The organism is Paenibacillus sp. GM2 (genome assembly GCF_900069005.2).
In the GTDB taxonomy this organism is placed as follows: domain Bacteria; phylum Bacillota; class Bacilli; order Paenibacillales; family Paenibacillaceae; genus Fontibacillus.
The window spans coordinates 1,985,044-2,011,826 of sequence record NZ_LN831279.1; the positions used below are offsets into that span (position 1 = coordinate 1,985,044).

The 26,783-nt window shown below is 49.3% G+C and carries 21 protein-coding genes; 2 read left to right on the forward strand and 19 right to left on the reverse strand.

The window, feature by feature from the left end; translation table 11 throughout:
• Positions 1-2: 2 nt before the first annotated feature.
• The 7 genes from BN1360_RS18695 to BN1360_RS18725 form a co-directional block, all read right to left on the reverse strand.
• Positions 3-1,139 carry a glycoside hydrolase family 18 protein gene (locus BN1360_RS18695; RefSeq protein ID WP_068781343.1) on the reverse strand — a complete coding sequence of 379 codons (1,137 nt, stop codon included), beginning with the start codon at positions 1,137-1,139 and terminating at the stop codon, positions 3-5.
• A gap of 4 nt (positions 1,140-1,143) precedes the next feature.
• A complete protein-coding gene (locus BN1360_RS18700) occupies positions 1,144-2,244 on the reverse strand; it encodes an acyltransferase (RefSeq protein ID WP_068781344.1) in 1,101 nt (366 codons plus the stop codon).
• Positions 2,245-2,257: 13 nt separating this feature from the next.
• Positions 2,258-3,616 (reverse strand): glycosyltransferase family 2 protein, encoded by a 1,359-nt coding sequence (locus tag BN1360_RS18705; RefSeq protein WP_068781345.1) that lies wholly within the window; start codon positions 3,614-3,616, stop codon positions 2,258-2,260.
• 384 nt (positions 3,617-4,000) lie between these two features.
• Positions 4,001-5,311 (reverse strand): MBL fold metallo-hydrolase, encoded by a 1,311-nt coding sequence (locus tag BN1360_RS18710; protein WP_068781346.1) that lies wholly within the window; start codon positions 5,309-5,311, stop codon positions 4,001-4,003.
• Positions 5,311-6,990, reverse strand: a complete 1,680-nt coding sequence (locus tag BN1360_RS18715) for an ABC transporter permease (RefSeq protein ID WP_068781347.1) — start codon at positions 6,988-6,990, stop codon at positions 5,311-5,313. Before BN1360_RS18715 ends, BN1360_RS18710 begins: the two co-directional genes overlap by 1 nt.
• Before the next feature lies 1 nt (position 6,991).
• Positions 6,992-8,053: an ABC transporter substrate-binding protein gene (locus BN1360_RS18720; protein WP_420707910.1), complete on the reverse strand. Its 1,062-nt coding sequence runs from the start codon at positions 8,051-8,053 to the stop codon at positions 6,992-6,994.
• A gap of 37 nt (positions 8,054-8,090) precedes the next feature.
• A complete protein-coding gene (locus BN1360_RS18725; protein WP_068781348.1) occupies positions 8,091-9,062 on the reverse strand; it encodes an ABC transporter ATP-binding protein in 972 nt (323 codons plus the stop codon).
• A gap of 202 nt (positions 9,063-9,264) precedes the next feature.
• Here BN1360_RS18725 and BN1360_RS18730 point away from each other — a divergent pair, with 202 nt between their 5' ends.
• A complete protein-coding gene (locus tag BN1360_RS18730) occupies positions 9,265-10,191 on the forward strand; it encodes a LysR family transcriptional regulator (RefSeq protein ID WP_068781508.1) in 927 nt (308 codons plus the stop codon).
• Positions 10,192-10,306: 115 nt separating this feature from the next.
• Positions 10,307-11,170 (forward strand): CYTH domain-containing protein, encoded by an 864-nt coding sequence (locus tag BN1360_RS18735; protein ID WP_068781349.1) that lies wholly within the window; start codon positions 10,307-10,309, stop codon positions 11,168-11,170.
• 137 nt (positions 11,171-11,307) lie between these two features.
• Here BN1360_RS18735 and BN1360_RS18740 read toward each other — a convergent pair whose 3' ends face one another.
• From BN1360_RS18740 to BN1360_RS18795, 12 genes are all read right to left on the reverse strand, one after another.
• Complete coding sequence (locus tag BN1360_RS18740; protein WP_068781350.1) at positions 11,308-13,284, reverse strand: methyl-accepting chemotaxis protein; 1,977 nt, start codon at positions 13,282-13,284, stop codon at positions 11,308-11,310.
• A 164-nt stretch (positions 13,285-13,448) separates the two neighbouring features.
• Positions 13,449-14,393 carry a VanW family protein gene (locus BN1360_RS18745; protein WP_068781509.1) on the reverse strand — a complete coding sequence of 315 codons (945 nt, stop codon included), beginning with the start codon at positions 14,391-14,393 and terminating at the stop codon, positions 13,449-13,451.
• A 206-nt stretch (positions 14,394-14,599) separates the two neighbouring features.
• On the reverse strand, positions 14,600-15,328 hold the full coding sequence (locus BN1360_RS18750) for an amino acid ABC transporter ATP-binding protein (protein WP_068781351.1): 729 nt from the start codon (positions 15,326-15,328) through the stop codon (positions 14,600-14,602).
• Positions 15,321-16,769 (reverse strand): amino acid ABC transporter substrate-binding protein/permease, encoded by a 1,449-nt coding sequence (locus BN1360_RS18755; RefSeq protein ID WP_068781352.1) that lies wholly within the window; start codon positions 16,767-16,769, stop codon positions 15,321-15,323. The genes BN1360_RS18750 and BN1360_RS18755 overlap by 8 nt, the downstream gene beginning before the upstream one ends.
• A gap of 366 nt (positions 16,770-17,135) precedes the next feature.
• The gene (locus BN1360_RS18760) at positions 17,136-18,974 is read right to left on the reverse strand and encodes an ABC transporter ATP-binding protein (protein ID WP_229521045.1); all 1,839 of its coding nucleotides are present in this window, start codon (positions 18,972-18,974) and stop codon (positions 17,136-17,138) included.
• Positions 18,955-20,703 carry an ABC transporter ATP-binding protein gene (locus tag BN1360_RS18765; RefSeq protein WP_068781353.1) on the reverse strand — a complete coding sequence of 583 codons (1,749 nt, stop codon included), beginning with the start codon at positions 20,701-20,703 and terminating at the stop codon, positions 18,955-18,957. Before BN1360_RS18765 ends, BN1360_RS18760 begins: the two co-directional genes overlap by 20 nt.
• Positions 20,690-21,064, reverse strand: coding sequence for a hypothetical protein (locus BN1360_RS18770; RefSeq protein WP_068781354.1), 375 nt, complete (start codon positions 21,062-21,064; stop codon positions 20,690-20,692). The genes BN1360_RS18765 and BN1360_RS18770 overlap by 14 nt, the downstream gene beginning before the upstream one ends.
• Positions 21,065-21,237: 173 nt before the next feature.
• Positions 21,238-21,618, reverse strand: a complete 381-nt coding sequence (locus tag BN1360_RS18775) for a hypothetical protein (RefSeq protein ID WP_229521046.1) — start codon at positions 21,616-21,618, stop codon at positions 21,238-21,240.
• A gap of 134 nt (positions 21,619-21,752) precedes the next feature.
• On the reverse strand, positions 21,753-22,760 hold the full coding sequence (locus BN1360_RS18780) for an ABC transporter substrate-binding protein (protein ID WP_068781356.1): 1,008 nt from the start codon (positions 22,758-22,760) through the stop codon (positions 21,753-21,755).
• A 61-nt stretch (positions 22,761-22,821) separates the two neighbouring features.
• Entirely contained in the window at positions 22,822-24,537 is a 1,716-nt protein-coding gene (locus BN1360_RS18785; protein ID WP_068781511.1) for an ABC transporter ATP-binding protein, read from the reverse strand.
• Between the two features lie 60 nt (positions 24,538-24,597).
• Entirely contained in the window at positions 24,598-25,656 is a 1,059-nt protein-coding gene (locus tag BN1360_RS18790) for a FecCD family ABC transporter permease (RefSeq protein WP_229521047.1), read from the reverse strand.
• Complete coding sequence (locus BN1360_RS18795; protein WP_068781357.1) at positions 25,656-26,720, reverse strand: FecCD family ABC transporter permease; 1,065 nt, start codon at positions 26,718-26,720, stop codon at positions 25,656-25,658. The genes BN1360_RS18790 and BN1360_RS18795 overlap by 1 nt, the downstream gene beginning before the upstream one ends.
• Positions 26,721-26,783: the final 63 nt, after the last annotated feature.

Genomic DNA, 26,783 nt, shown 5'->3' on the forward strand with positions numbered 1-26,783 from the left:
GATCATTGACGCAGCTGCTCTCCCAGAAACCTTACGATCCCGTCCTCGGCATCCTGGGAGTATTCCCAGACCATCGCGCCACCCAGATTATGCTGCTGGATATACTTCACCTTTTCAAGCAGTGACTGCGGGTCTTCATAGGTGATGAACATATCTCCATTATAGAGATAAGCGGCTTTCGCTTGAGCATCATAGTAGCGCTTGTAACCATTTTTGTTCATATAGGATTTCTGAATCACCTTATAAGTGAGATCCAACCGCTCGATATCAACCGCTTGTCCGGGAGCAAATGCACCGTCATGCTTGCTACCCTTCACCTTCTGCCAGGCATAAGAGTAGGCGGGAATACCCAGCAACAGCTTCTTGCTGTCAATATCGTGATCAAGATACATCTTTATGATCTGATCCACACTCATCTGTGACTTATTCCCGCGGTCCATATATAGATTGGCATTATAGCCGGTCTGCTTCGACCATTGGCCCGTCAAGTCATAGCTCATCACATTGATATAATCGACATATTCAGCTACCTTCTGGACCTCAACGCTCTGAAAATACCAATCCTGCGTACCTGCAGCGAAGGTTAACAGATATCCCTTGCTGTTGAATGGCAGGCGGTACATTTTCTCCCTCAGCTCCCTGATCAGGCTGGTGAAATTTTGCGTATCCTCTGGCCGAGATTTCTGAGTATTCCAGGCATGAAATGCCGGGTACTCCCAATCGATATCCACGCCGTCCAGATCCAGCTCTCGGATCATCTCAAGAATGCTCTCCGTAAATAAATAACGGTTGCCGTCCAGTGCAGCATCGGAGAAGCCATCCACCCCATATCCACCTATCGCCAGCACGAATCGGGTTGCAGGGTTGCTCTGTTTCATTTTCTGAATATTACGTTTTATCTGCTCGTTTGTCGCCTCATCTTCATGAAAATAGAGCTTTGTTCCGGCAATCTTCGCAAAGGCAATATAAGCGATATCCACATTTTTCTCGGATAAACGGACGTTGTCTGCATCCCTCCAGGCTTCCACGTACACTGCCGTCACTTTATGATCCTCAGCGCTTGAGATTTGATAGAAATAAAGGCCCATGCCCGCCAGCAATATTATCACGAACACTTTCGTATATAAACTGATCTTCATGGAGTCACCCTCTTCCGCCAAATAGAATATAGGTTGTGACCTTATTTAAATTCAGAATCTTGACGGTGACATAACTGATTATAAGGATGAGGAAAATATTCGCCAGGAGTCCCAGAATGGCCTCCAGCAACGAAGCCTCAAGCGGTGTCTTGCCCGATACCATCATCTCGATTAACAGATGAATCAAATATACGCTGAAGCTGGCTTTGGAGATGGAGCCAAGCAGTTTTTGTACTTTATGATTCAGTTTCGCGTTCAGCGCCTCCTCTTTAGCCTGGAAATAAACGAACATGCCGACAGCCATACAAAAAGTAGTAATGGAATAGTTGCCGTAGAACATTTCGTCAAGCACGCCTCTCTGTACAGACACAAAATAAGTCGCAACGGGGGCAATAAAAAACGAAAGGACGCCCAGATTGAACATTCTATTCTTCATTCTCACAGGCAGATCGAAATGATATAGATAGTAGCCTAATATAAAATACCCGAGATACCCCGTAAAGAACGGTATGTTTAAGAGCGGTATGCTGATCCCTGTCCCTGTCAGCCGTTCCACGATATCGTTCAGCAAGCGGCCCCCGATGCTTACAGCAAACCATAAGCACAAGTAATATCTCAGGTCCTTCTCGCCGCAAGCTTTGATCCATTTGCTGAGCAACGGAACTGTCAAATAAATGGCGATAATCGCGTAAATAAACCAAAGATGCACATAATTACGATCGGTCAGCAGACGGTAGCCAAAATCGAGCAGAAATTCGAAGCCATTCATCTCGCTTTTCAAAATCACATATTGGTTGTACAACCCGTAGATCAGCGACCAACTGACCAGTGAAATTAATAAGGGTACGATCCGCTTCTTAAAAAAAGCCTGATAGGATTGAACCTCTGTCCGCAGGATCATCGCTCCGCTAATCATAAAAAAGACAGGAACGGCAAACCGTGATATGGAATTGAAAAAATTGCTGATCCACCAGGAAGCCGTATGAAAATCATTCGAGGCAGTAAGTATCTCCGCCGTGTAATGCAGGGCAATCACAGCAATAATCGATAAAATTCTCAAGCAATCTACGTATAGGATTCGTTTGCTTTCCATAACTGTATTCATGGGAGTCCTCCTTCTATCCTGAATGCGATCTGGATGCGATATTTTGACTAATGGCTGCGACGCCTTTTCTCTCCACAAACCCCCAGCCTTCATCATTATCAAAATATTTGAACGTCCCGGCGATATTGATATATAGCAGTACATTGCGATAGGTGAGCAGATCCAGTTGACTAAAAAGGAACATCCTAATATAGTCCTGAATCGTATAGCTGCTGCCGTATTTTCTGCAGAGGCCTAATGAAACTACGATCTGTAGCCCATTGATCACCAGGGTGATTAGAAAGAAGATCAACGCGTGGATCAGATTGCCGTCGGCAAAAAATATCATCTGCACGATATAGACAAGCATCATAAATGCTGAAAAGGTACCCAGCATAAAGCCGTCAATAGCAAAGAACAGGTTTACCCCTACGCCAAAACGGCTCGACAGCCGCGACCAATAGATGAGAACACAATCGATGAACGCCTTCTGCCAGCGGATGCGCTGTTTGTAGAAGTTGGTCAAATTCTCCGGACACTCCGTGTAGCAGACCGCCTCCGGCGCATACACCAGCTTCTTCTTCAAGCGATTGGCCTTCAAATACTCGTGAATTTTCAAGGTAATATCGATATCTTCGCCAACCGTGCTGCGAAATCCGTTCACCTGTACCAGGACATCCTTGTAAAATGCGCCGAACGCGCCGGATATGACGACAATGGAATTAAAAAAGGACTGCGTTAATTTACGTACATAGAAGCCATGTGTATAATTGATAATCTGACTTTTGATCAGCCCTGAGCCCCTGAACTTCTCGACAATAGCTCCGTCCCGCTTCTCCGCGCCTTGTACAATTTTCACGGTGCCGCCGAGGGCGATAATATCGCTGTTATGGAAATATTGATTGACGTATTTCAAAGCATTGGTTTCCAGCATGCTGTCGGCATCCAACGTAATGACAATCTCGGATGCAGCATAATCGATCCCTGCATTCAGGGAATCGGCCTTGCCGCCGTTTTGCTTGTCGATGACGAGGATATGAGGGTAATGGACTGAGCGGTATACGCCTTTAATAGGCTTGTAGGCTAACTGATGCGCGGGAGTCCGGCAGTCAAGTTCGAGCTGCAGCAGTTCGTCCAGCCTGGAAAGGGTCTTATCCTTGGACCCATCGTTAATGATAATAATCTCATAGTTGCTATATTTCAGGTCGGCCATCGCATCCAGACAATTTTTGATCGTCAGTTCCTCGTTATAGGCCGGGACGAGCACCGCTATCGATTTCTCCGCCAGCTCGGGATCGAGCCTTTTTACCTTACTGCAGACAAGGGGGATGACCGTATACAGAGCTTGAAATATAAGAAATACCGCTGCTATTACATACAATAAAAATGACAAGTTGGGTTCTCCTCTCTTTCTCTTTCTAGTTCTCTCATGCTAAGACTAGCCCAATCCTCCTCCCATAGTAAAACCGCTTAATATCGCAAGAAAACGAATACATCGACGATTTTCATATCTATACAGCATTTTGGGTTATATTTCCTATATAAGTTAAATATTATCTTTTTATGTATTATTAGGGATAAATTTGTCTTATTAAGGGGTAAATATCTATCCCTTCTACCTTTATTTAGTGGAACAATTATGTTTCTTTTTATGGCCTCGATCTCCCTGCCGAGTATCTATTTCTTCTTTGCAGGCCGACAAAAGCATCACAGAAGATTCAGCGAGAACGCCAAAAACCCCCGTCAGGCTAACGTCTGACGAAGGATTATTGTATTTCTAAATTGGTAATCTATCTCCCGCCTGCAAGGAGTGCAAACCGGGGTAGCCTTTCCCAGCCAGGCGAGCAACGACCCGGTCGGTCTCCGGCTTAGGAGCATGAACCAACACGGTGTGACGGCTGGGAACCTCCTGCAGCATATAGCGAACATCTTCCAGGCCCTGATGGATTTTGTAACCCATCTGTACTGTCTCGCAGTAGGTCTCCTCCGTCTCGCCCCGGAGCAGCCGCCTAGCAAAGGTGCCGTCACTGGCATGGCCCGTAATGACGATCGCATGAGCGGATGATAAGGAGAGGCGTTCCGCATACCAGCGGGCACGGGCCGATTCCATCATGCCATCCGTCGTGAAGATGATAAGCGGCTCCTCTCTCTCCAGCAGCCGCAGCCTTTCCTCCTGAGTGTCCGGAACATACACATGAGGTGCAAGTATCGCTTCCTCTATCGTATGAAGGCTCCCCGGTTTTAGCCAAGCTTCCCATTCCGCCATCTGTCGCAGCCCTTCATAGATCGCTCGTTCCAGCAGGACCGGCTGATCCGAAAAGGTGCCGAGCGCCCATACCAGCAGCTCCTGTCCTCGTCCAAACGCAGGGACCGGCAGGAGCACATGTCCTCCACGCCCCAATACTTCAAGCGTAAACTGCCGGAGTGCATTCAGTTTCTGCTCCTGGGATTCATCATCCATTCCGTATGCATTATCCATAATGGATAAGAGGGTCTCTGACATGGACGACGCAGAAGCAGTAGGGCTCTCAGGAAGTGGTGCACGTGGCGAATCAGCGGCCAGCAGAGCAGATTCCCGGCTGAAGTCTCCTGAGAAGAACAGCAGCTGCCCTTCCATTTGAATCCGGAACCAGACCGAGCCGAGCATATGACCGCTCCTCCCCCACTGCAACTGCAACCCGTCATTTAGCTGCAACCATTGTCCTGCCGGGACCTCATCCTCCAAGATACGGAATTTGAGCGCCGCGATATGTGCGGGTTCATAGGGAAGCTCCCCATTACGGCTCGCCACATATTTACCCCAATTTGCAAAATACAGCTCCAACTGAGATACCGTTGGCCCGGTCGTCCAGATCTCTCCTTGATAACCGTGTTTATATAGAAGCGGCAGAGCCATAGAATGATCCTCATGCGCATGCGACAGAAATACGGCCGTCAGCTCAGGAATCAGATGGACATCAAGCAGGGGATATTGCCCCGTTCCCTCCTTCTTGACACCGCAATCGAGCATAATCCGATGCTGTTCTCCTGTTAGCACATAACAAGAACGGCCATGCTCCCCGGCTCCACCCCATATTTTCAGTTCCATTAGGCCGTGTTCCACTTCTTCCGGGAGCCGAGGACTTCCAGCAGCATAAGCAGGATCGTCGTGATTCCCACGGAGATCACAGCCATTGCCATGCCGAGCGATACTTGCCCCTGCTCGAACTGGGCGTAAATATACGTCGCCGAGGTCTGCACGGACGGAGGCAAGATCAGCAAAGAGCCAACAAGCTCACGCGAAGCAATGGTGAAGGTCATCATCCATCCGGCCAGCATCCCCGGAATGATGAGCGGCAGCAGCACTCTGCGGAATATATATCCCGGCTTTCCACCAAACACCTGACCGGCCTGGAATAGCGAAGGGTCAATTTGAGTGAAGGCGCTCTTGACGTACTGCACTGTATAAGGGACAAATAATACAACATAGGTGAGGATAACCATACCGTAGGTGTTATACAGCGGAATCGGCATCCACGGGGCATTCCAGAGCAAAATCAATCCTACGACCAGGACAATTCCCGGCACTGTATTAGGCAGCAGGCTGAACAGATCAATTGACTGCTGCAGACGAAATTTGGAGCGCCCGATTGCTACAGCAAACCAGGTGCCCAGCACCACGGCAATCGTAGAAGCAACCAAAGACAACCATAAGCTATTTAACAAAGCTTTCATGCTGGGTGAATTCCAGCGCAGAAGCTCCTTGTAGAAATCGATCGTAAAGTTGTTCCAGGCGAGCCCTACTCCGCGCAGCTTCATCGTAGAAGCCGCGATGATGGAGAAATACGGGATGCCCACAGATATAAGCAGAAGCAGAACCGCATAGATTCCCCCTGCCCATTGCAGCCAGCGGCCGCTGTTCATCGAGGAGTGGCGAACACCTTTTCCCCCAACCAGACCATAAGTATATTTGCGGTTCAACAAAGATTGCGCATACCAGATCAGCAAACAAGTCGTTAGCAGTACAGATGCCAAAGAGGTCGCCTTGCCGAAATCGATGGGCCAGCTGGAAATATACTTATGAATCTCCGAGGTCATCACTTGGTAGCCTATGCGTTTGCCAAACGTAACCGGCGTACCGAATTCAGCAATCGTCTTCACGAAGACAAGCATGGCTCCCATCCCAAATGCCGACAGCAGCAACGGAGCAATCACGCGGCGGAAGCGATACAGGAAGGACGCACCCATAACCGCTGCCGCTTCCTCCATATTCCCACCGATCCGCTCCAGCGCCCCGCGCAGCAGCAGGTACAAGAAGGGATACAGATGAAGACTCATAATCGCAACCATACCTCCGAAGGAGAAGAAAGACTGGCCTAATCCTGCGAGACCAGGAGCAAGCTGCTCCAGATAGCCGTTCTTCTGCATGAATAGAATCCAGCCCATCGAACCGATGTAAGGCGGTGTCATGAAGGGAACCAAGAATACGATCTCCAGCCAGCGCAGCCGTCCCAGCCTGGTGTTAACCATGACCCAGGCGAGAGGCAAAGCGAGCACGGTCGTTCCTAGAATGACGCATACACCCAGCCAGATCGAGGATAACAGCACGGCCGCCATCTCGGAATTTGCCAGCGTGCGGAATGGGGCTGACCATGTCAGCTGCCCATCCCGGTATACGCTTTGTATGAAGATTTCGGCCAAAGGCACGACGATGAGGAGACCAAGAACCAGAAGCGCAAGCACCATCGACCAGATTTTAAATTGACGCTGCAGTACCGTATTATTCATATTATTTGAACAGCTTCGTGAACTGATCGGTTACTTCCGGACCATGCTCGCCCATCCATGCCCAATCAGTCGTAAGCAGCGGAATTTCATCTAAGTTAGCGCGGTTCTCGGCCTTCACATCTGTGCGTCCTGGCAGAAGTGCTGCATCGGAGACCAGCCTCTGCGCTGAATCGGAGAGCAGATAATCAATAAATGCCTTTGCATTCTCTTCATGCTTGGTGGACTTAAGAATAGCTGCCGGACGCGGACTGATCACCGTTCCTTCTTGCGGATAGACAATATCGATCGGCTCACCCTTGGCCTTCGCTTTATAAGTCATGTAATCCACCGCGCTTACCACAACGCTCTTCGCGCCGGTAATAACCGGATCAAGCGCTTCTTGATTGGCGCCAGCCATCGCTGCGCCATTCGCTTTGTACTGCTCGAACAGAGACCATCCGCCCTCTCCCTTATCGCTAAGATAACCTGTAATGAAATCCAGCGCAGATCCGGACAGCGACGGGTCGGGAATGTTCACCTGGTTCTTGAACTCCGGCTTAGCCAGGTCGCTCCAGGAAGTCGGCGGGGTCGTTACCAGCTTCGTATTATAAGTGATGCCAAGCGCCGATGCGCTTGTGCTGAAGTAATGGCCTTCTGAATCGGACCAATCCTTATTCAGCTTATCGGCATTTTTGGCTTCCGGGTAAGCAAGCGTCAATCCTTCGTTCTTCAGACCTTGCGCTGACGGCAGCGAAGCAAGGATAACGACATCGGCTACCGGATTGGCTTTCTCTGCTTCCATACGGGCCAGGATTTTACCGGTGGTGCCTTGGAACATCTCCACCTTTACCCCCGACTGCGTCTGGAATTCCTCAATCAGCTTATTCGCTAGTCCCTCCGGGCCTGCGGTATATACCGTAAGAACCTTGTCCGCAGCTTGGGCCGGCTTATTCTCTGCGCTTGCCGGAGCTGCTGTATTCTGGCTGGCATCGCCGCTTCCGCAGCCGGCTAATGCGGCGCCAAGCGCTAAGGATAGAACGAGCGCGCTTCCTTTTTTCCAGGCGTTACGTGTTAAATTGAACATGATCATTTCCCCTTTAATCATTTTTAGTAACTTTTGATTAGCCTTCATTCAAGCGGTGAATGCATCGCTGTGGTACATGGATGGTCAGCTCTGTCCCTTCGCTCAGCCGCTCCGGATAGTAGGCCAGCCAGAGCTCGGTCGCGTCATTCGTCTTCAATCGGACCTCATAACGATCCCCAACATAACTTACCTGAGTTACGACAGTTTGATAGGACTGAACCTCCTGTTCGCTGCCTGGTTCAAAGCGGATATGCTCCGGCCTGAACATGGACTGCCCGTCAGCCAGCCAGTTTGACTTCCCAATGAACCGGGCTACAAAAGGGTGCTTGGGCAAATTGTAGATTTCCTCAGGCGAACCCTGCTGTAATACTCGCCCGCCTTGCATGACAATCACTTGATCGGACATGGACATGGCCTCCATCTGGTCATGAGTCACATAGAGAGCGGTAAGCCCCATTTCGCGGACCAAGTACATCATTTCCAGGCGCATCTCATCCCGCAGCACAGCATCAAGCGCACTCAGCGGCTCGTCAAACAGCACCAGCTTCGGCCGGGTTGCCACAGCTCTTGCGAAGGCCACCCGCTGCTGCTGACCGCCTGACAGCTGATGAGGATATCGCTGCTCCATTCCGGCGAGCTTGACCTTGTCCAGCGCCTCCATGACCCTGTCCTGAATCCCGTCCTTGCGCCCGGTCGCCCGGAGCCCAAAGGCTACATTCTCAAACACGGTCATATGGGGCCACAGAGCGAAGTCCTGGAACACCATCCCGAAGCCGCGCCGATGAGGCGGCACTTCCTTGCCGGCGCTGTACAGCACCTCTTCGCCGAAGCGGATACTGCCTGTATCCGGCTGTTCCAGCCCGGCGATCAAGCGCAGCAGTGTAGTCTTGCCGCAGCCCGATGGGCCAAGCAGCGTAGTGAACTTCCCCTGACGGATGCTCAGTTCGGTTGGATGCAGCGCGACAGTGCCGCCAAAGCTCTTGCCAAGACCGCTTATGTTCAAATCCATCTGATGATTTCCCTTCCTTGTTCGCATTTGGTACGTTTTCTTGCTATTTACGTTCCTACATAAGTTAGTCTACCTGCGGGAATCAAAGGGAGTATTAGAGTTATGTAAAATGAAAATTAATTATTTCAATGAACTGCGTTTATATTCATAGATTAAATCTATAGGGAGAGAATCTAAGACTATAAAGGCGGGAATATAGATGATGAACCTTAATTTATTGAAGCTGGAGATTATAGAACTGCTGGAGAAGCACCATAAGATCACCACTGTCGCTGACCTGCTTGGACTTAAACAGCCTACGGTCACCTTTCATATGAAAAATCTGGAGCGCGACTTTGGCGTAAAATTATTCGATACTCGCATGGGGCGAATTATACTAACGGATGCCGGCTATGCCCTGCTTCATTACGCAGCCAAAATCAATGCACTCGCCGCAGAAGCCCAACGGGTCGTCAAAGACTTTGATACCCTGCGGCAAGGAACGCTCTCAATTGGGGCCAGCTATGTACCTGCAACATATATCCTGCCGAAGCTGCTTGATGAATTCTCCAAGTCCTATCCCGGCATTCATCTCTCTCTATCCGTCAAAACGGCTCCGGCCATCACTCAAATGCTGCACTCGCATCAAATCGATATCGGCATCATTTCTACCGGCTCCTTCCATGAAAATCCGTTAAAGGCTTATGCGCTATGCAAGGACGAGCTTGTATTGGCCTGCTCCCCCGCCCACCCCTTCGCCGTCTCAGAGGAATGGACGCCGGAACTGATCGCCGCCTCTTCGTTCGTCCTGCATGGCAGGGCATCAAGTACTCGGCGAATAACGGATCAATGGCTGGAACAGCATGGGATTAGCCCCTTCTCCAGACTAGAACTCGATTCTCTGGAAGCGATCAAACAGGCGGTTATGCTCGGCGAGCACATCTCTTTCATTTCCAGAATGGCTGTTCAATCGGAGGCTGACCGCGGCTTGCTGCAGATATGGCCAATCCCCGGCCTCCCCGCCGAACGCCAGGTATATGCCATCACTAATCAGGACCGCTATATGTCTGCTACAAGCCTCCGGTTCATCGAGCTTCTTCAAGAATGGAGCCGTTCTGTCCAAGAGCCGCTCTTGGGCGACCAAGAATAAATCTTGTAATTTTTGATCGGAATCCGCCGTTCATTTCATCTGAAATTGACACTTCAGCCTTAGGGTAGATATAGAACCATAGATTTCAATATTGCAATTTAAAGGAGCTGAAATGATGAAGTTGAACAAGATCAAGTTGGGCAAATCCTTCATGATTGCCGCATTAAGCGCGGTAATGTTGGCTACAGGCTGGCAATCCCCGGCTAAGGTTGAGGCCGCAGCCAACGCCGTGCCAAGCTATGAAGTCAAATTTCTGCTAAGCAACGATGCTGTGTTGAAGCCGGATTTTACGCTAAAAAATGAGGTCAAAGATGCTTTTCAGATGAATGAGCCTGCCGCAAGAATGCTGGTAGAATATTTCGATACAACGGATCTGTCACTAAACGATTCAGGCTGGAACGTGCGTTTCCGCAAAAAAGAAGATAAAAAGAAATATGAATTGACGTATAAGAAACGCTATGCCGTGGTGAATGGAGATATCAACGCTGCTTTGACCCAGGCTAACCTTGATGGCTTCAGCGCGGCCGACACGAATTACGAAGCTGAGGTCGATTGGGGCTACAGCAAACAGACGCTGAGCTTCTCGAACGATAAAGAAGAATCGACCTCCAAAGGGCTGAATTTGCCTAATGAAGCCGAGGCGCTCAATTTGCTGGTAAGCAAAATCCCTGGCAAGCTTGATAAGACGAATGCGCCAGGCTGGGGAACGGCCCAATTGCTGCAAGCCTATGCGCATGGTCCGATTTTGGCCAGCAGATACAGCGGTACCTTTGAAGGACTGGAGACAGATATTGAAGTGTGGCCGATTATCGGCGCAAACGGCAGCGAAACGGAATATGTGGTGGAAATTTCTTTCAAGACCGACGATTACCAGACGGCAGCCTCCAAGCGTACTAACCTGATGAATCTGCTCAATAACAAAGGATGGCTCGTGCCTGCCGATTCCTTAAAGACAAATCTGGTGCTGGATCGTTATTGACGCGCCTATTCCAACGGTTACTCATCTGCCACGGCTTGCGCCATGATCTCTGGCGTCCACCCCCATTGTGCAAAAAAACAGCGGCAGTTCCAAGCTATCAAGTCTGGGACTGCCGCCGTTTTTCCTATTGATTGATCCTATATCGTAAATCGCTTGACTAATTGCTCTAATTCGCTGCTGGACTGACTTAAGTCTTCCGCGGCTTGCGAGACCGTATCGATCGCCTTCAGCTGATCCTGCGTTGAAGCGCTGACTTCCTCCGCAGCGGCTGCCGATTCCTCTGAAATCGCGGATAGACTTTCGATCGAATGTACTACATCATCCTTTAATGTCACGGTTTTCTTCATTTCATCAGACATCTGATTAATAGACAGAATGACTTGATTCATCAATTCCTGAATCGTCATAAAAGCCGTCTCTGTATCTTTAACCGCTGCATTTTGTTCTAGTGTAATCTCCTTCGTCTTGGTCATCGCTTCTGTTGCATTTTCTGCCTCTTCGACAATGCCAACGATCGTGTTGCGAATATGATCGGCATGTTCGGCTGATTTCTCAGCCAGCTTGCGAATCTCCGATGCTACCACCGAGAAGCCCTTGCCGGCTTCCCCGGCTCTCGCCGCCTCGATAGAAGCGTTCAGGGCCAGCAGATTTGTCTGTCCGGAAATGCCGTTCATCGTTGCCGCTACTTCTTTGATATCATTAATTTTCTCAACAAGGATGCTTAATACCTGCTCAATAGATTGGATTTCACGGAAGGATTCATCGGAACGCGTCTGGAGAACAACCAGTTTATCCCTGCCGTCCACGCTTGCCTCCTGCGTCTTGTTGGAATTATCCTGCATTTCATCCATCGTATCTTGAATTAACGTGAACTGCGAATCGAGGTCCATGGTCACGCGCTGCATATTTTCTATATTGGTCGCGCCTTCCATCGAACCCTTGGCCACATCGGTCATCGCATGAGCAATCTCTTCACTGGTTGCTTTCGTCTCCTCAGATACCGCACTGAGACTAACCGCCGAATCCGATAGCTTCTCCGAGGAATCAATAACCCGAGATATCACCTCGCGCATTTTTTGCGCCATTAAATTGAAGTGAGCGGTTAATTGCCCGATCTCATCTTTGGATTTAACCTCGCCTTGAACCGTCAGATCGCCTTCGGCCATTAATTGCACGCTTTTCGTTAATTGAGTGATGGGCTTCGTAAAGAATCTGGCTACAAAATAAACGATAATGCTGGCTAGGATAATAGCGATCAGCGTAATGATTAAATTCGCCTGCTGGATCTGATTGACTAGCGTCAGCAGTTCTTTTTCCTTATATATAGCACCGATCTTCCAGCCTGCCAGATCTGAGGTTGTATAATATGTAATCTTCTTCGTTCCCTCATCGGTGTACTGAATTTTACCTTTATCCTTTGTATACATTTCTGCAACATAAGGCTTGTCCATTTGATTCTTGCCGTCTGAGTTTGGCAATACCACCGGATCTCCCGCTGAATCCAGAATGAATCCGTAGCCATTGTATCCAACATTGGTCTCATTAATTTGATTCGTAATATGCTCAAGATCCAAATCAAGCGCGATGACGCCGAGAACCTGATTATTCTCTACAATCGCTTTAGAGATCGCAACTTTCATTTTGTTGGTTATCAAATCCACATAAGGCTGACTGATCTGCACATGCTCTTTATTGTCATTAGCCAGCTTGTACCATGGTCTGGACTGTGGATCATAGGTTGACTCATATACATTCCCCTCAGGATCATACATATTCTTTTTGGAGTCCGCCATATAAATCGCAGATACCTCCGGGTTATTCTTCGTATAGGATTTCATTTCATTTGTCATGGATGAAGTAAGCGTGCTTTTATTCAATAGAATATCTCTTATCTCATCCTGTTCACTGAATTGCAAAATATCCTTGGCGAAATTATCAATACGCAAATCCGTTATCTGCTTGAGCGCCACCGCTTCTTCAGTGCCAATTGAATCCAGTTCCTTTTTAAAGCTGCTGCTCATTTTATAGCCGGTCATAAATTGCGAGGCAACCATAGCTACAATAAGCAATAACGCAAAAATAAGAATAAGCTTGGTCTGTAACTTTTTAAACATGATGAATCCCCCCTATGAATGTCAGCGTTACAAAACCATTACTGATTATGTAGAAATATGTCAGCAATGACGTAATAACGTTCCACAAAATATTAGCATAATTTGACTATGTATAACATGTCTTTTTCTTTAAGGTGATCCACAATTTTTGAGCATTTTGTTGTTTATCTTCCCGAAACTGGTTCAGGTTGTATACGGATATCTTTCATTTCTTCCGGAAGCCGATCGGACATGCTAGGAATCTTTTTGGGGGAATATTCAATGACATCGGATGAGAAAATATTCACAACCATGCTTCCACCCCCGGCGAATGCACGAATCAGAATGGGCTGGTTGTATTCATTGTCAAAGACAAAGTCAGGACCTCCCCAGCTGACCGTAGCATCCCTGCCGGGAGGTACATATGACACATGGCGACTGTGGGAATAGCGCTGAACCACCTTCAATCCGGCCCGGTCAACAGCGTTAAATAACGTCGAGGATACCTGACAGATCCCGCCTCCCACGCCCTCTGACATTTCTCCTCTTACGATAACCCCCGCCCGTTTATACCCTTTGTCGGTCGTACGAATTCCAACTACCTGATTGAAGGAAAAGGTCTCTCCGGGAAATACCACCGTGCCGTCAATTGCTTTGGCTGCCAAGGCGATATTATAAGAACGATCGGCATTACCGGAGTTGTAATAAGTTATATAGTAGCCAATCTGCTTGGAGCGCAGCGAAGCAAGCAGCTCCGTATCCACCCGTGGATAGACCGGATAGGTCGGCAACTCGATCGTAGTAGAACCGCTGCTATACATATATTCATAGTAGGCTTTCAAAAATTCTTTTCTGTTCAGCTTATAGCCATTTTGCCCCGGATCGATTTTTCCTGAACTGTTAATACGCGCATTAGTTGCTTCCCTATAAGTAATCCGATCTAACTCATCCATCCATCGTTCATATCGCCCCATATCGAGCAGGGGAAAAACCGGCAGACGATGAGCCTCCCGGGTCAGGCTTGAGATGGGCTTCCCTTCGTGAGTTATCGTCAATTCATCCTGCTCTGGAGCAGCTTCAGGGCTCTGCAGCAGCAAGAGAAGCAAATAGGATACGGACGTCCATTTCAAAGGAATCACTCTTTCTGATTATTCTTAGGGGAATTCAGATTCTTCCTGATAGTATGATTGGATTTCCAGCGATTCATGCAATAGGGTTGTACGCACCAGCTTTATCGTCAAACCTATCCGACGGTTTATAAAAACTATACAAAAATCCCCTCATGGTGAATAAATGCCTGGCTCAAGCACTTATTCACTATTAGGGGATTCAGTTATTACAGCACCTTCTCCAGGAAGCTGATGGTACGTTCGTTCTTCGTATTACCGAACACTTCGTCCGGCGGACCTTCTTCAACGATATACCCGCCGTCCATGAATACAACCCGATCGGCCACTTCACGGGCAAAGCCCATCTCATGCGTAACGATCACCATCGTCATCCCTTCGCGGGCCAGATCCTTCATAACGCCAAGCACTTCACCAACCATTTCCGGGTCAAGTGCCGAGGTTGGCTCATCAAATAGCATAACATCCGGGTTCATCGCCAACGCGCGAGCGATCGCAACACGCTGCTTTTGCCCGCCCGACAGCTGGTTGGGAAAGACATCGGCTTTATCCGACAGCCCGACTCTTTCCAACAAGCGCAGCGCGGTATCACGTGCTTGCGCCGCATTCAGCTTCCCTAGCTCAATCGGCGCGAACATAATGTTCTTCAGCACGTTGAAATGTGGAAACAGGTTGAAGTGCTGAAATACCATGCCGATATTTTCGCGGGCTTTATTGATATCTGTCTTCGGATCATTAATGTCCTGATCATCCACGATAACCCGTCCTGCCGTAATCTCCTCCAAACGATTAATGCAACGAAGAAAGGTACTCTTTCCCGAACCGGAAGGCCCGATCAAGCAGACGACTTCCCCTTCCCGGACCTGCATATCGATTCCTTTCAGCACCTGATTGGTGCCATAGCTTTTCTTCAAGCCTTCGACACGAATCTTACCCACGGCGCACTCTCCCTTCCAGATTACCAGAAATTTTCGTTAGAATGGTGATAACCACTAAATACATCATTGCGACCACCAGCCAAATATCAAACGAAGCAAATGTTCTGGCAATAATAATCTTGCCGGATTGCGTCAGCTCGACAAGACCGATCGCAGACAAGATCGAAGTGTCTTTAAGTGTAATCACTAGCTGGTTAATAAATGCCGGAATCATTACACGAATCGCTTGCGGAATAATGATCTTCATCATTGCCTTGCGATAAGGCAGACCCAGCGAACGAGCCGCTTCCATCTGTCCCCGGTCAACGGATTGGATACCCCCGCGGATAATCTCTGTCACATAAGCGCCTGCATTCAGACTGAGCGTCAGAATTGCCGCCAGGAACAACGGCATTGTGAAGCCAAGCGCTTGCGGAATTCCGAAATAAATGAAGAAAGCGAGCACGATGAGCGGAATACCGCGGAACAAATCGACGAATACAGTAGCTGCGCCGCGCAAGAAGCGATTTCGACTCACCTTCATAAATCCGAAAATAAGTCCCAAAATGAAAGCGAAAAATAACGAGACGATCGTATACAGCAACGTCTTGCCCAGACCTTTAAGAAGCGCCGGCAGGGATTCCTGTACCAGTCCCCAGCGGCTTTGACTTACCGGTGCAGAGCCATCCTCGCCGAGATATTTGCCTAATATCGTCTGATACTCCCCGCTTGTCTTGAGATTTGCGAGACCGGTATTGAACTTATCCATAAGCTCCTGATTCTTGCCCTTGTTCACAGCAAAACCGTAGGAACCGCCCTTTTCCATATCGGTTACGATTTTCAGACCATTTTTCTGCTCCACTCCGTATTTTAAGACCGGATAATCGTCGAAGCAGGCCACGGAATTCCCCGTCTTCACATCGTCATACATCTGTGAGGATTCATCAAATGGCACGATCCTGAAGCCGTATTCCGCCGCGATGGATTCCGCGAACCGATAGCCTTCGGTCCCCGTCTTGACTGCGACCTTCTTTCCTTTTAAATCTTCATAGCTTTTGATGCTTTCATTATTTTCTTTAATCCCCATCACTACGCCGGAATTATAATACGGTTCAGATAGATTGAACTTCTGCTTTCGCTCATCGGTAATACTCATCCCCGCGATGACACCATCAACCTGCCCTGACTCCAGCGCTTGAACCGCTGCATTGAAGCCGAGCGGCTTCACTTCATACTTGAAATTCTGATCCCGGGCAATGGCCTCCAACAGATCCATGTCAATCCCCACAAATTGCCCGCTCACGTCCTGAAATTCAAACGGTGCAAACGTAATATCTGTACCGATCACATAAGTTTTGCCGGAATCCGGCTCTGCCGCGGCAGCTCCTCCCCAACCAGACAAGCCGGTCAGCATGAAGAGCAGCAATGTTATAGTAAACCATGCGAGCTTTTTAGCCTTCATATGTTCTCCCCTTTTCAGTCCCACGCCCAAAATTTCTCCGCTTCATCCTCATGGCAGGTTTCCTACCATCAGATAAGTTATTTTAACAAATAATATGTTAATCCTGAAAATACAATTTCAACCAGCAGGGTAAACCATACGATGTGCCTAAGCTTGGAAAGCCGCGTCACTACGCTGTTATTAGTAATTTTTGCACTTGTAAAAAGGCTGGTGATCAAAGTTTTTTATAACACTTATAACCGCTTCACTCCGTTCACTATTTCACAAATTTGTGCGATCCTCCCAGGGTAAAATTAACAAAAAGACCAGACTCAGGAGCATGAAAATATGCTCTGAACCGGTCTTTTATCAATTCCCTAAAGTTAATTACAACTCCGCCCTTTTAAATTGGCTATTGTACAGTTCGTTATAAACCCCTTGAAGCGCAAGCAGCTGCTCATGATCGCCCTGCTCAACAATACGCCCCTCCTGGATGACCAGTATCCGGTCCGCATCCCGGATCGTTTTAAGCCGATGGGCAATCACGAAGCTGGTGCGTCCTTTCATCAGCAAGCTCATCGCCTTCTGGATATGCATCTCGGTTCGCGTATCAACACTGCTGGTTGCTTCATCGAGAATGAGAATGGCCGGATCGGCGAGAATCGCCCGGGCAATGGTCAGCAATTGTCGCTGCCCATGGCTTAAATTGCTGCCTTCCGCACTTAATTGCGTCTCATACCCGTGCGGCAGTCTTGCAATAAATCCATCCGCATTGGCCAGCTTGGCTGCATCCTCCACCTCCTGATTACTTGCATCAAGGCGCCCAAAGCGGATATTGTCGCGAATCGTTCCCGAGAAAATATGCGCATCCTGCAGGACAATCCCAAGCTGTCTGCGCAGTGCATTTTTATCCAACTCCCGAATGTCCCGGCCATCGAGAAGCAGCGAACCCTCCTGGACCTCATAGAAGCGCGTGAGCAGATTGATGATTGTTGTCTTGCCCGCACCTGTCGGTCCAACTAACGCGATCTTCTCCCCGGGCTTCGCCGTGAAGGTAACTCCCGTCAGGATGGGGCGATCCGAATGATAGCTGAAGGACACATCCCGGAATGCTACTTCTCCGCCCAGCCTCGGCAGTTCCTCCTTAACCTCATGACTGTATTCAGATATCATATCCATCACTTCAAATACACGTTCCGCCCCGGCAATCGCCGACTGAATCAGGTTGTATTGATTGGCAAGCTCGGAGATCGGCCGTCCAAACTGCTTGGAATAATTCAGGAAGCTGACGATGACTCCGACCGTAGCCAGACTGTGATATGCCATCCATCCTCCGACACCGGCAATCAACGCAAAATCAAGATTGTTGATCATATTCATAGCAGGACCGACAAGGCCGGACACGATCTGTGCCCGAATCCCGGCCCGATTCAGTTCCCCGCTGATCTTACGGAACCGTTGCACCTCGGCTTCTTCTCTGCGATACTGCTTGACTACCTTCAGTCCGCTTACCGTCTCCTCGACAAGCCCGTTAAGCTCGCCTAAATGCTGCTGCTGCTTTTTGAAATAGTTTCGGCTTAACCCGGCGATTTTCCGGCTTGATATTAGGGCGAGCGGGATGATTAGCATAGCTACCAGAGTGAGCGGAATGTTGAGTACCATCATAATAACGAGCGAACCGCTGATCATAATAATGCTATTCAATAGCTGAGTTACGCTCTGATTCAACGTATTCGCTACATTATCGATATCATTGGTTGCCCGGCTCATAAGCTCTCCATTGCTGTGTGTATCAAAAAACTGAATCGGGAGCTGATGATATTTGGCGAACAGATCGCACCGCAGCTCGTTTACGGTATTTTGCGAGACAGCGGTCATGACATACGCCTGAATCCAGGCAACTGCACTGCCTAACAAATAAATACCGAGAATAAGCAGACAGAAACGGATAAGCAGGCTGTAGTCACCCGGTATGATCGCGGTATCGATTGCCTTGCCTAGCATATACGGCCCGATTAGGGACACAAGAGCGTTCAGTATCGTGAACACATACACTGTTACGAGCCCTGCACGCTGGCGGTTCAGGTACCCCCAGATACGTCTGATCGTAGCCCCCCGATGTTTGGCGCGAATGATCGGTACAGCGCCGCGCCCTGGGCCACCTCCGCCAAAGCCGCCGGGACGTCCGGGAGTTGGCATAGCTATTCTATGATTGAGGTTGGACATAAGTCTCCTCCTCTCCCTTTAGCTGCGACTGCAGTATATCCTGATATATTTCACTGCTCTGCATAAGCTCAAGATGCGTTCCTTGCGCCACGATTCGACCGTTCTCCAGGATAAGAATGCGATCAGCATCTATCACTGACGAGACCCGCTGGGCAATTATAATGTTGGTACTGCTGCGCATTTGCTCTTTAAGCTGCTGCCTGATTCTTAATTCTGTGGTCGCATCCAAGGCGCTGGTGCTGTCATCCAGAATAAGAATCATTGGCTGTATTAGCAGCGCCCTGGCGATCGACAGCCGCTGCTTCTGCCCCCCGGACAAGTTAATGCCGCGCTGTCCAAGTAAAGTATCATACCCATCCGGGAACCCTCTGATAAAGCTGTCAGCTTCCGCTCTAACTGCGGCTTGCTGTACGTCCTCATCCCCCGCCTCAGGACGGCCATAGCGGATATTGTCACGAATCGTACCGCTGAACAGAATCGTCTGCTGCATGACGAATCCGATCCGGGTTCGCAGATGATCCAGGCTAATCCCCCGAACATCCGTGCCATCGATCTTGATCGAACCGGACGTAGCCTCATAGAGCCTTGGTATTAGACTGACAAGCGTAGATTTGCCGGCACCCGTAGCACCAAGAATCGCCACTGTCTCGCCAGGCTTGGCAACGAAACTGATATCCTCAAGAACCAGGTTTTCATCGGCATCATCATAAGCGAACGACACATGATTGAACTCAATCCGTCCAAAATGTATAACATCCTGCCCAGCATCTGGCAAGTCAACAATGTCATCGGCAGTCTCCAGCACTTCGTTCACCCGATCCGCTGACACCTTGGCCCTGGACACAAAGGTCAGTGTATTGCTCAGCATTACCATCGACATTAGCAGCTGTGTGACATAGTTGATAAAAGCAATCAGCTCGCCGACAGCCAGCTCGCCATTCCAGTGCTGGAGGCCTCCGAACCATAACACAGCGACAATACTCGCATTTAAGATCAATGTCATGATCGGCATATTCAGCGCCATTAGGCGAATCGCCTTAATTGCCGTGCGGGTATATTCCCTATTCGCCGCATTGAAGCGGCGCTGCTCTTGCTCCGAACGAACAAATGCCTTGATCACACGGATCCCGGACAAATTCTCCTGGAGCACTGTGTTGACACCGTCAAGCTTTACCTGCATTTTCGCAAACAATGGAAAAGAAAGCTTAATCAGCACATATAAAAGGATAAATAGCAGCGGAACAGATACTAACAGGATAAGAGTAAGCTTGGGACTGATCCGAATCGCCATCACCAGACTGCCAACCAGCAGCAGCGGTGATCGCACAAAAGACCGCAAAATCATCTGTACAAACGTCTGCAGCTGCACAACATCATTCGTTATTCTTGTGATCAACGATCCTGTCTTTATCCGGTCCAGATTGCGATTCGAGAACGACTGAATATGCTCGAACAGGCGGATTCGCAAGTCATTGCCGAAATTCTGTGAAGCGATGCTTGAGAACAAGGTACAGCCTGCGCCCCCAAGCAAGCCGATCAATGCCACTCCAAGCATCGATAGACCGGTTGTAATGATATGCGCCTGATCATTCTTCATTAACCCCTGATCTACAATGCTCGCCATCAGTGTTGGCTGGAGCAGATCCATAAACACTTCGACTACCATTAGCAGAGGGGCCAGTGCACACCATAGTAAATAAGGCTTTAAATAACCTTTAAGCTTCCTCATGCTGTTCACCGGGTGGATTATCGTCATTTGGCAGATCGTTCCCGCCAGTTTCCTGTTCATTTCTGGTAAGAGATTCGCGCAGCTCAAAGGTATGAATAAACTCCTGGATAATCGCATCCGTCGCCTTCAATTCCCCGCTAATGATCGTCTTGATCGATTCAAATTCCGGCTGCTCCATTTGCCGCTGCAAGCTTGCCCGCCGCAAGTTCAGCTTATCCAGGAAAGCGAGTGCTCTTCCTCGGCGGAAGGTCTGTGCTCTTGAAGGCGGCCTCTTGTCGGCCTCTTCATTGCGCTTCCCCCTCCTCTCCCTATGTTCTTTGTAATTGTAATGCTCCCGGCGCTCCTGTCTTCCTTCTCGCATTTCAATTTCCTCCTTCGGTTGTATACAAACGTATACATCGCTTATTTGTATACAAATGTATACGAAATACAGACGGATTGTCAACATTTTTTCTTTTTAGGCACCAAAAAAAGCAAATGATTTCTCATTTGCTCTCTTTCTGTTCTCTTGTAGTAAATGAAGGCGCTGCTTATTTATTCCTTCTTACAAGAATGCTGCTCGTTCTCCAGGTATGCCTCGCGAAGCTCAAATGTATGGATAAACTCCTCAATAATCGCATCCGTCGCTTTCAATTCTCCGCTAATGACCGACTTGATCGATTCGAATTCCGGCTGCTCCAGCTGCTGTACTAATGTCGAACGCTTTATATTTAGCCTTTCCAGAAAAGCGAGCGCTCTTCCTCGGCGAAAAGTCTGCGCATTTTTAGAATGCTTCTTGTTCAAGCCTTCGTGCTCATGGTCCCGGTTATCCCTGTGCTCTTGACGCTCATGAGGCTCACGATATCCAAGATTGTCCTTGCGCATACTGCTCTCCCTCTTCTCTTGTATGTAGTACGGACTATATTCCAAAGTCAAAGAATCCGCCCTGGCGATATATTTTACTACAATTATACACTACATCGCTAATCCACGGCTTTCTGCGTCAAAAAAAGCCCCTCAACCACAGGTTGAAGGGCTTTGCACATCCGAATCTATCGTATTATTCCGGATTATTTGCTGAGCAGTCTGATGGCATCTTCCAATTGGGCCTTCAAAGACATGACGTCATATGAAAACCAGAGACCATCATCAACAACGTATACCTTACCATTCTTCACAGCAGGAAGATTCCTCCAGAGCGAACTGTCGTCCACTTCTTTCACAAAATCAGGATCATTGTCAAACTTGACGACGAACAGGCGATCTGCAGAAGCATATTCCGGCAGCTTCTCCATTGAAATACTAACCCCGGCCTCATGATTCCCCTTCTCCCATTCCTGCTTGACCATATCAGTCATCGGAAATTTCAGGGCGTCGAACAAGGTGTATCCGACATTACCGCTTCCATAGACTCTCAGTTGCCCTTTCTCATATCCACCGATTACAACGACACCAAAGGTTTCTTTATCGTCTACATAAGCTGACAGCTCAGCTCGCACATCTTCTGCCCTTTTATCGAAGTTCTGAATCCATTCGTCCGCTTTATCTGATTGGCCCAGTACATCAGCAACCGCTTTGAAATGCTCGAAGGCATCCTGTCCTTCCCATTGAACCACAACGGTAGGGGCGATCTTATTCAGCTGATCCAGTTGATCCTTATTGTACTCATTAGCAATAATCAGATCAGGCTCAAGCGCCAGTGCCTTCTCAAGATCCAGCGCATTTGCGGCCCCGATATCTTCGATCCCGCCGATCTGGTCCTTAATGGACGCAAAGCCGGTTAGCAAATGCGTAGCCGCGCCTGCCGGCTTCATCCCGATTGCCAGCATCTCCGGCAAATATTGGGTTGTCAGTACCCGTTCAGGGTGAGCTGGAATGGTGACCTCTCGGCCAAGCGCATCTGTATACACTCTGGTCCCCGCCTTCTCACCAACATTTGCTGCCGCAGACTCCTTCCCTGTGTCAGCCTCCTGCTGCTGCGCACTCCCCGGTGCCGATTGGCCACAAGCGGACAGCATCACAACAAATAAAATAGCAATACAGGATTGCCATAAATAACGCCTGGTGCGATAAACCATGAAGCGTCCCCCTTTTTTTCAGTCTGAATTCTCTATTAAAACGATCTTGTTCAAAAACCCTTTATGACCCAAATTGAGCCTCATGCAGCTTGCTGTACACTCCACCGGCTGCCACCAGGTCCTTATGTCTGCCCTGCTCGGCGATTCCCTGTTCCGTAACTACAATAATCCGGTCCGCATTCTTGATCGTAGCCAGGCGGTGCGCGATAACCAGTGTCGTCCGGCCATCCGACAGCTCGCTAAGGGATTGCTGAATCGCTTTTTCGGTCTCTGTATCCAGGGCTGATGTCGCTTCATCCAGGATGAGGATCGGTGGGTTTTTCAGGAACATGCGAGCAATCGCCAGCCGCTGTTTCTGTCCGCCGGACAGCTTCACGCCGCGTTCCCCGATCACCGTCTCCAGGCCATCAGGCAATGAGGCGATAAATTCATCCAGCCGGGCTCGCTTGACGGCTTCCCAAATTTCCGCATCCGCTGCGGTCAGATCGCCATAGGCTATATTTTCACGAATGGTGCCCGAGAATAAGAAAACGTCCTGCTGAACAATCCCGATCTGCTTCCGTAGAGAAGCTAACTTCATCCGGGTAATGTCGATGCCATCGACGGTAATCATGCCTGATTCCACCTCATAAAAGCGCGGCAGCAAGCTGCACAGCGTCGTCTTGCCGGCACCGGACGGACCAACAAAAGCGATCGTCTCCCCGGCTCTGATCCTTAGATCGACATTTTCCAGCACTTTGGCTTCATTCTCATAGCCGAACGTAACTTGATGATACTCAATATCGCCGCGCAATTGATCAACCTCAATCGCATCCGGGCTGTCATCGATATCCGGCTCGGTCTCAAGCAGTTCTATGTAGCTCTTGAAGCCAGCCATCCCCTTCGGATAACTCTCGATTACGGCATTGATCTTGTTGATCGGTCCGAGGAACACATTGGATAACAGCAGGAATCCGACGAATTCGCCGCTCGTCATCTCCCCTTTAATGACAAACCAGGTACCACAGACGAGGACGAATAAAATGACGATCCTCATCAGGAAATAGCTAATCGAGAGGTTCTGAGCTTGAATCTTATAAGAGAAAAACTTCGTCTGCCGGTACTGCTCATTATTTTCAGCAAAACGCTCGGCTTCGAATTTCTCATTAGTAAATGCTTGCACCACGCGAATCCCGCCAATGCTGTCCTCCACCCGGGCGTTAAACTCGCCAATGTCTCGGAACATGCGCTGGAACGCGTGAATCATCTTCCGGTTGAAATAGAGCGCCAGATAGACCAGTCCGGGAATGACGACGACGGCAAGCAGCGCCAGCTTCCAGTTGATCGTCAACATCAGTGCAAATGCGCCGATCAGCGTCATGGCCGCGATGAATAAATCCTCCGGACCGTGATGGGCCATCTCTCCGATTTCCATCAGATTGCTGGTCATTCGGGCCATCAGATGTCCGGTCTTGTTATTATCGAAGAAGCGGAAGGATAGCTTCTGCACATGGTTGAACAACTTGCTGCGCATATCGGACTCAATATTGATGCCCAGCCGATGCCCCCAATAGGTGACAATATATTGCAGCAGGCTATTCAGCGCATACACTGCGAGCAGTCCGAGACAAGCCCAGAAGATCAGCATCCAATCTCCGCCTGGCAGCAAATCATCGACGAACTGGTTCACGACAATCGGGAAGAACAATTCGAGTAACCCTGCGACAACGGCACAGCAGAAATCAACCAGGAACAAGGTTTTATACGGTTTATAATAGGAGAAAAACTTACTTAGCACAGAGTATACGCTCCCTTCCTGCAAATTTAGGATAAAACCCCCATCGCAAATTCGGCTCTATTATCGTGAATGAGCTAGCAGGTATAAAAAATATGGCGCCCCGACAATGGCGACGATAATCCCTGCCGGTATCTCGGACGGTTGCAGAATCAAACGGCCCAACATGTCCGCTACGATAACCATGAACGATCCGGTCAAAGCGGAGGCCGGCAATAACGCTTGATGCTTCGGCCCTACGAGCCTTCTCGCCAAATGCGGTCCGATCAAGCCAACAAAACCGATGCCGCCGCTGACGGCTACACAGGAGCCCGCCAGTCCTACAGCAGCTGCAAGCAGAACAATCTGCTCTCTGGACACCTTCGCACCCAGACCGGTTGCGGTCATCTCCCCCAGATTGAGCACGTTCATCGTCCGCGCTTTGGAGAATACAAACGGCAGCAGAATCACGATGAATGGAAGCAGCGCCAGCACAAACTTCCAGTTCGTTCCCCAGATACTTCCGGCCATCCAGGTCGCCACGAACTGATACTTCTCCGGGTTAATTCGTAGTGTAATAACAATCGTCGCCGCGCTGATGCCAGCGGCAACGGCTACACCGGTCAGCAGCAGACGCGTTGGCAGCAAACCTTTATGCCGCTTATAGGATAAGGAGAAAATAATCGCTGCCGTCACCCCCGCGCCAATCCATGCCAGCACAGGCAGCAGAAATATCGAAGCGGTGCCCATATTCGGATAGTAGGCAACGAAGATCAATACAACCAATCCGGCTCCGGCATTAATGCCCAGGATTCCCGGATCAGCAAGCGCATTGCGGGATATGCCCTGCATAATACAGCCAGACACGGCCAATCCGGCGCCAATCAGCACGGAGATTACGATGCGGGGCAAGCGAAAATCAAATAGAATCAGTTGTTCCTTCTCGGTTCCTCCCCCGAACAAGGTACGGATCGTATCCAGTGGCGAGAGGCGGATAAAGCCGGTGTTCATGCTTAGTACAAAGGCAATGATAATAAGCAGCCCAAGCGTTAGCAGAACGATAACGCTTCTTCTATGCTGACGTCTGTCTGCAGATGAAATATCCGATTTTTGATTGTCCATCTCTAATGTTGGCTGCGTCATTACAGCTCCCTCCCTTCCTTGCGTGAAATATAGAGGAAGAAGGGTACCCCAATCAGTGCGATCAGAGCACCAAGTGGAGTCTCATACGGCGGGTTGACCATTCTTGCCGCCAGATCCGCAAACACAACGAGCAAAGCCCCAAGAACGGCGGAGCACGGGATAATCAAGCGGTAATCCACTCCAACCAGCTTCCGGGTCAGATGAGGGATTACCAGGCCTACAAAGCCGACAGCGCCTACTACCGAGACCGCAGCTCCGGCCAGAATCAGCACAATAACAGCGCCGAACAACTTCACCGTGCCACTGCGAAGTCCCAGGCCCCTGGCAACATCATCGCCCAGACTAAGCATCGTGATCGAGCGGGACAAAATAATCGCTCCAATGACAGCCACAAGCACCCAAGGGAACATGATTTTAAGCTGCATCCAGCTCGTACCGGCAACACCGCCTGCATACCAAAAAGCGAGGTCCTGCCCGATACGGAAATAAAGAGCAATTCCTTCGCTAAGCGCGGACAGCAATGCGGATACGGCCGCTCCGGCCAGTACAAGACGCAATGGTGTTAGTCCGCCTTTGACCATAGAGCCGATGCCGTAGACAATCCCTGCCCCGACTCCGGCTCCCAGGAAGGAGTACAGAATCAGGTACATAAATGGCAGGCCCGGGAAAAAGGCAAAGCAGAGCGCCAAGGCAAACCCAGCGCCGGCGTTCAAGCCAAGCAGACCTGAGTCGGCCAGCGGATTGCGCGTCATTCCCTGCATGATAGCGCCGGCCACGGCGAAGCAAGTGCCAACCATCGCTCCGCCGAGAACGCGCGGCAGCCGGAGTTCCTGAATTATCTGATGTTGTGTCAGGTCGGAATTGTAGCGAAATATCGCCTCCCAGACGGTTGTAAACTTGATATCCGCCGCCCCAAAGGATACGGACAGACCGATGCTTAGAATCAGCGCCACTACGCCTCCAATCAGAATGATGGCTGCCGCCCACGGGTGTGAACGGAACGTCACTTTCTTAACCTCTTCATTCTGTTGGGTGAGATTTATATCTATCTTGCTAAGACTCATTTTAAGCCACCTTTACCTATCAGAATTGCAGTTCAGCATAAATGACCGCTTAATGAAGCGGCC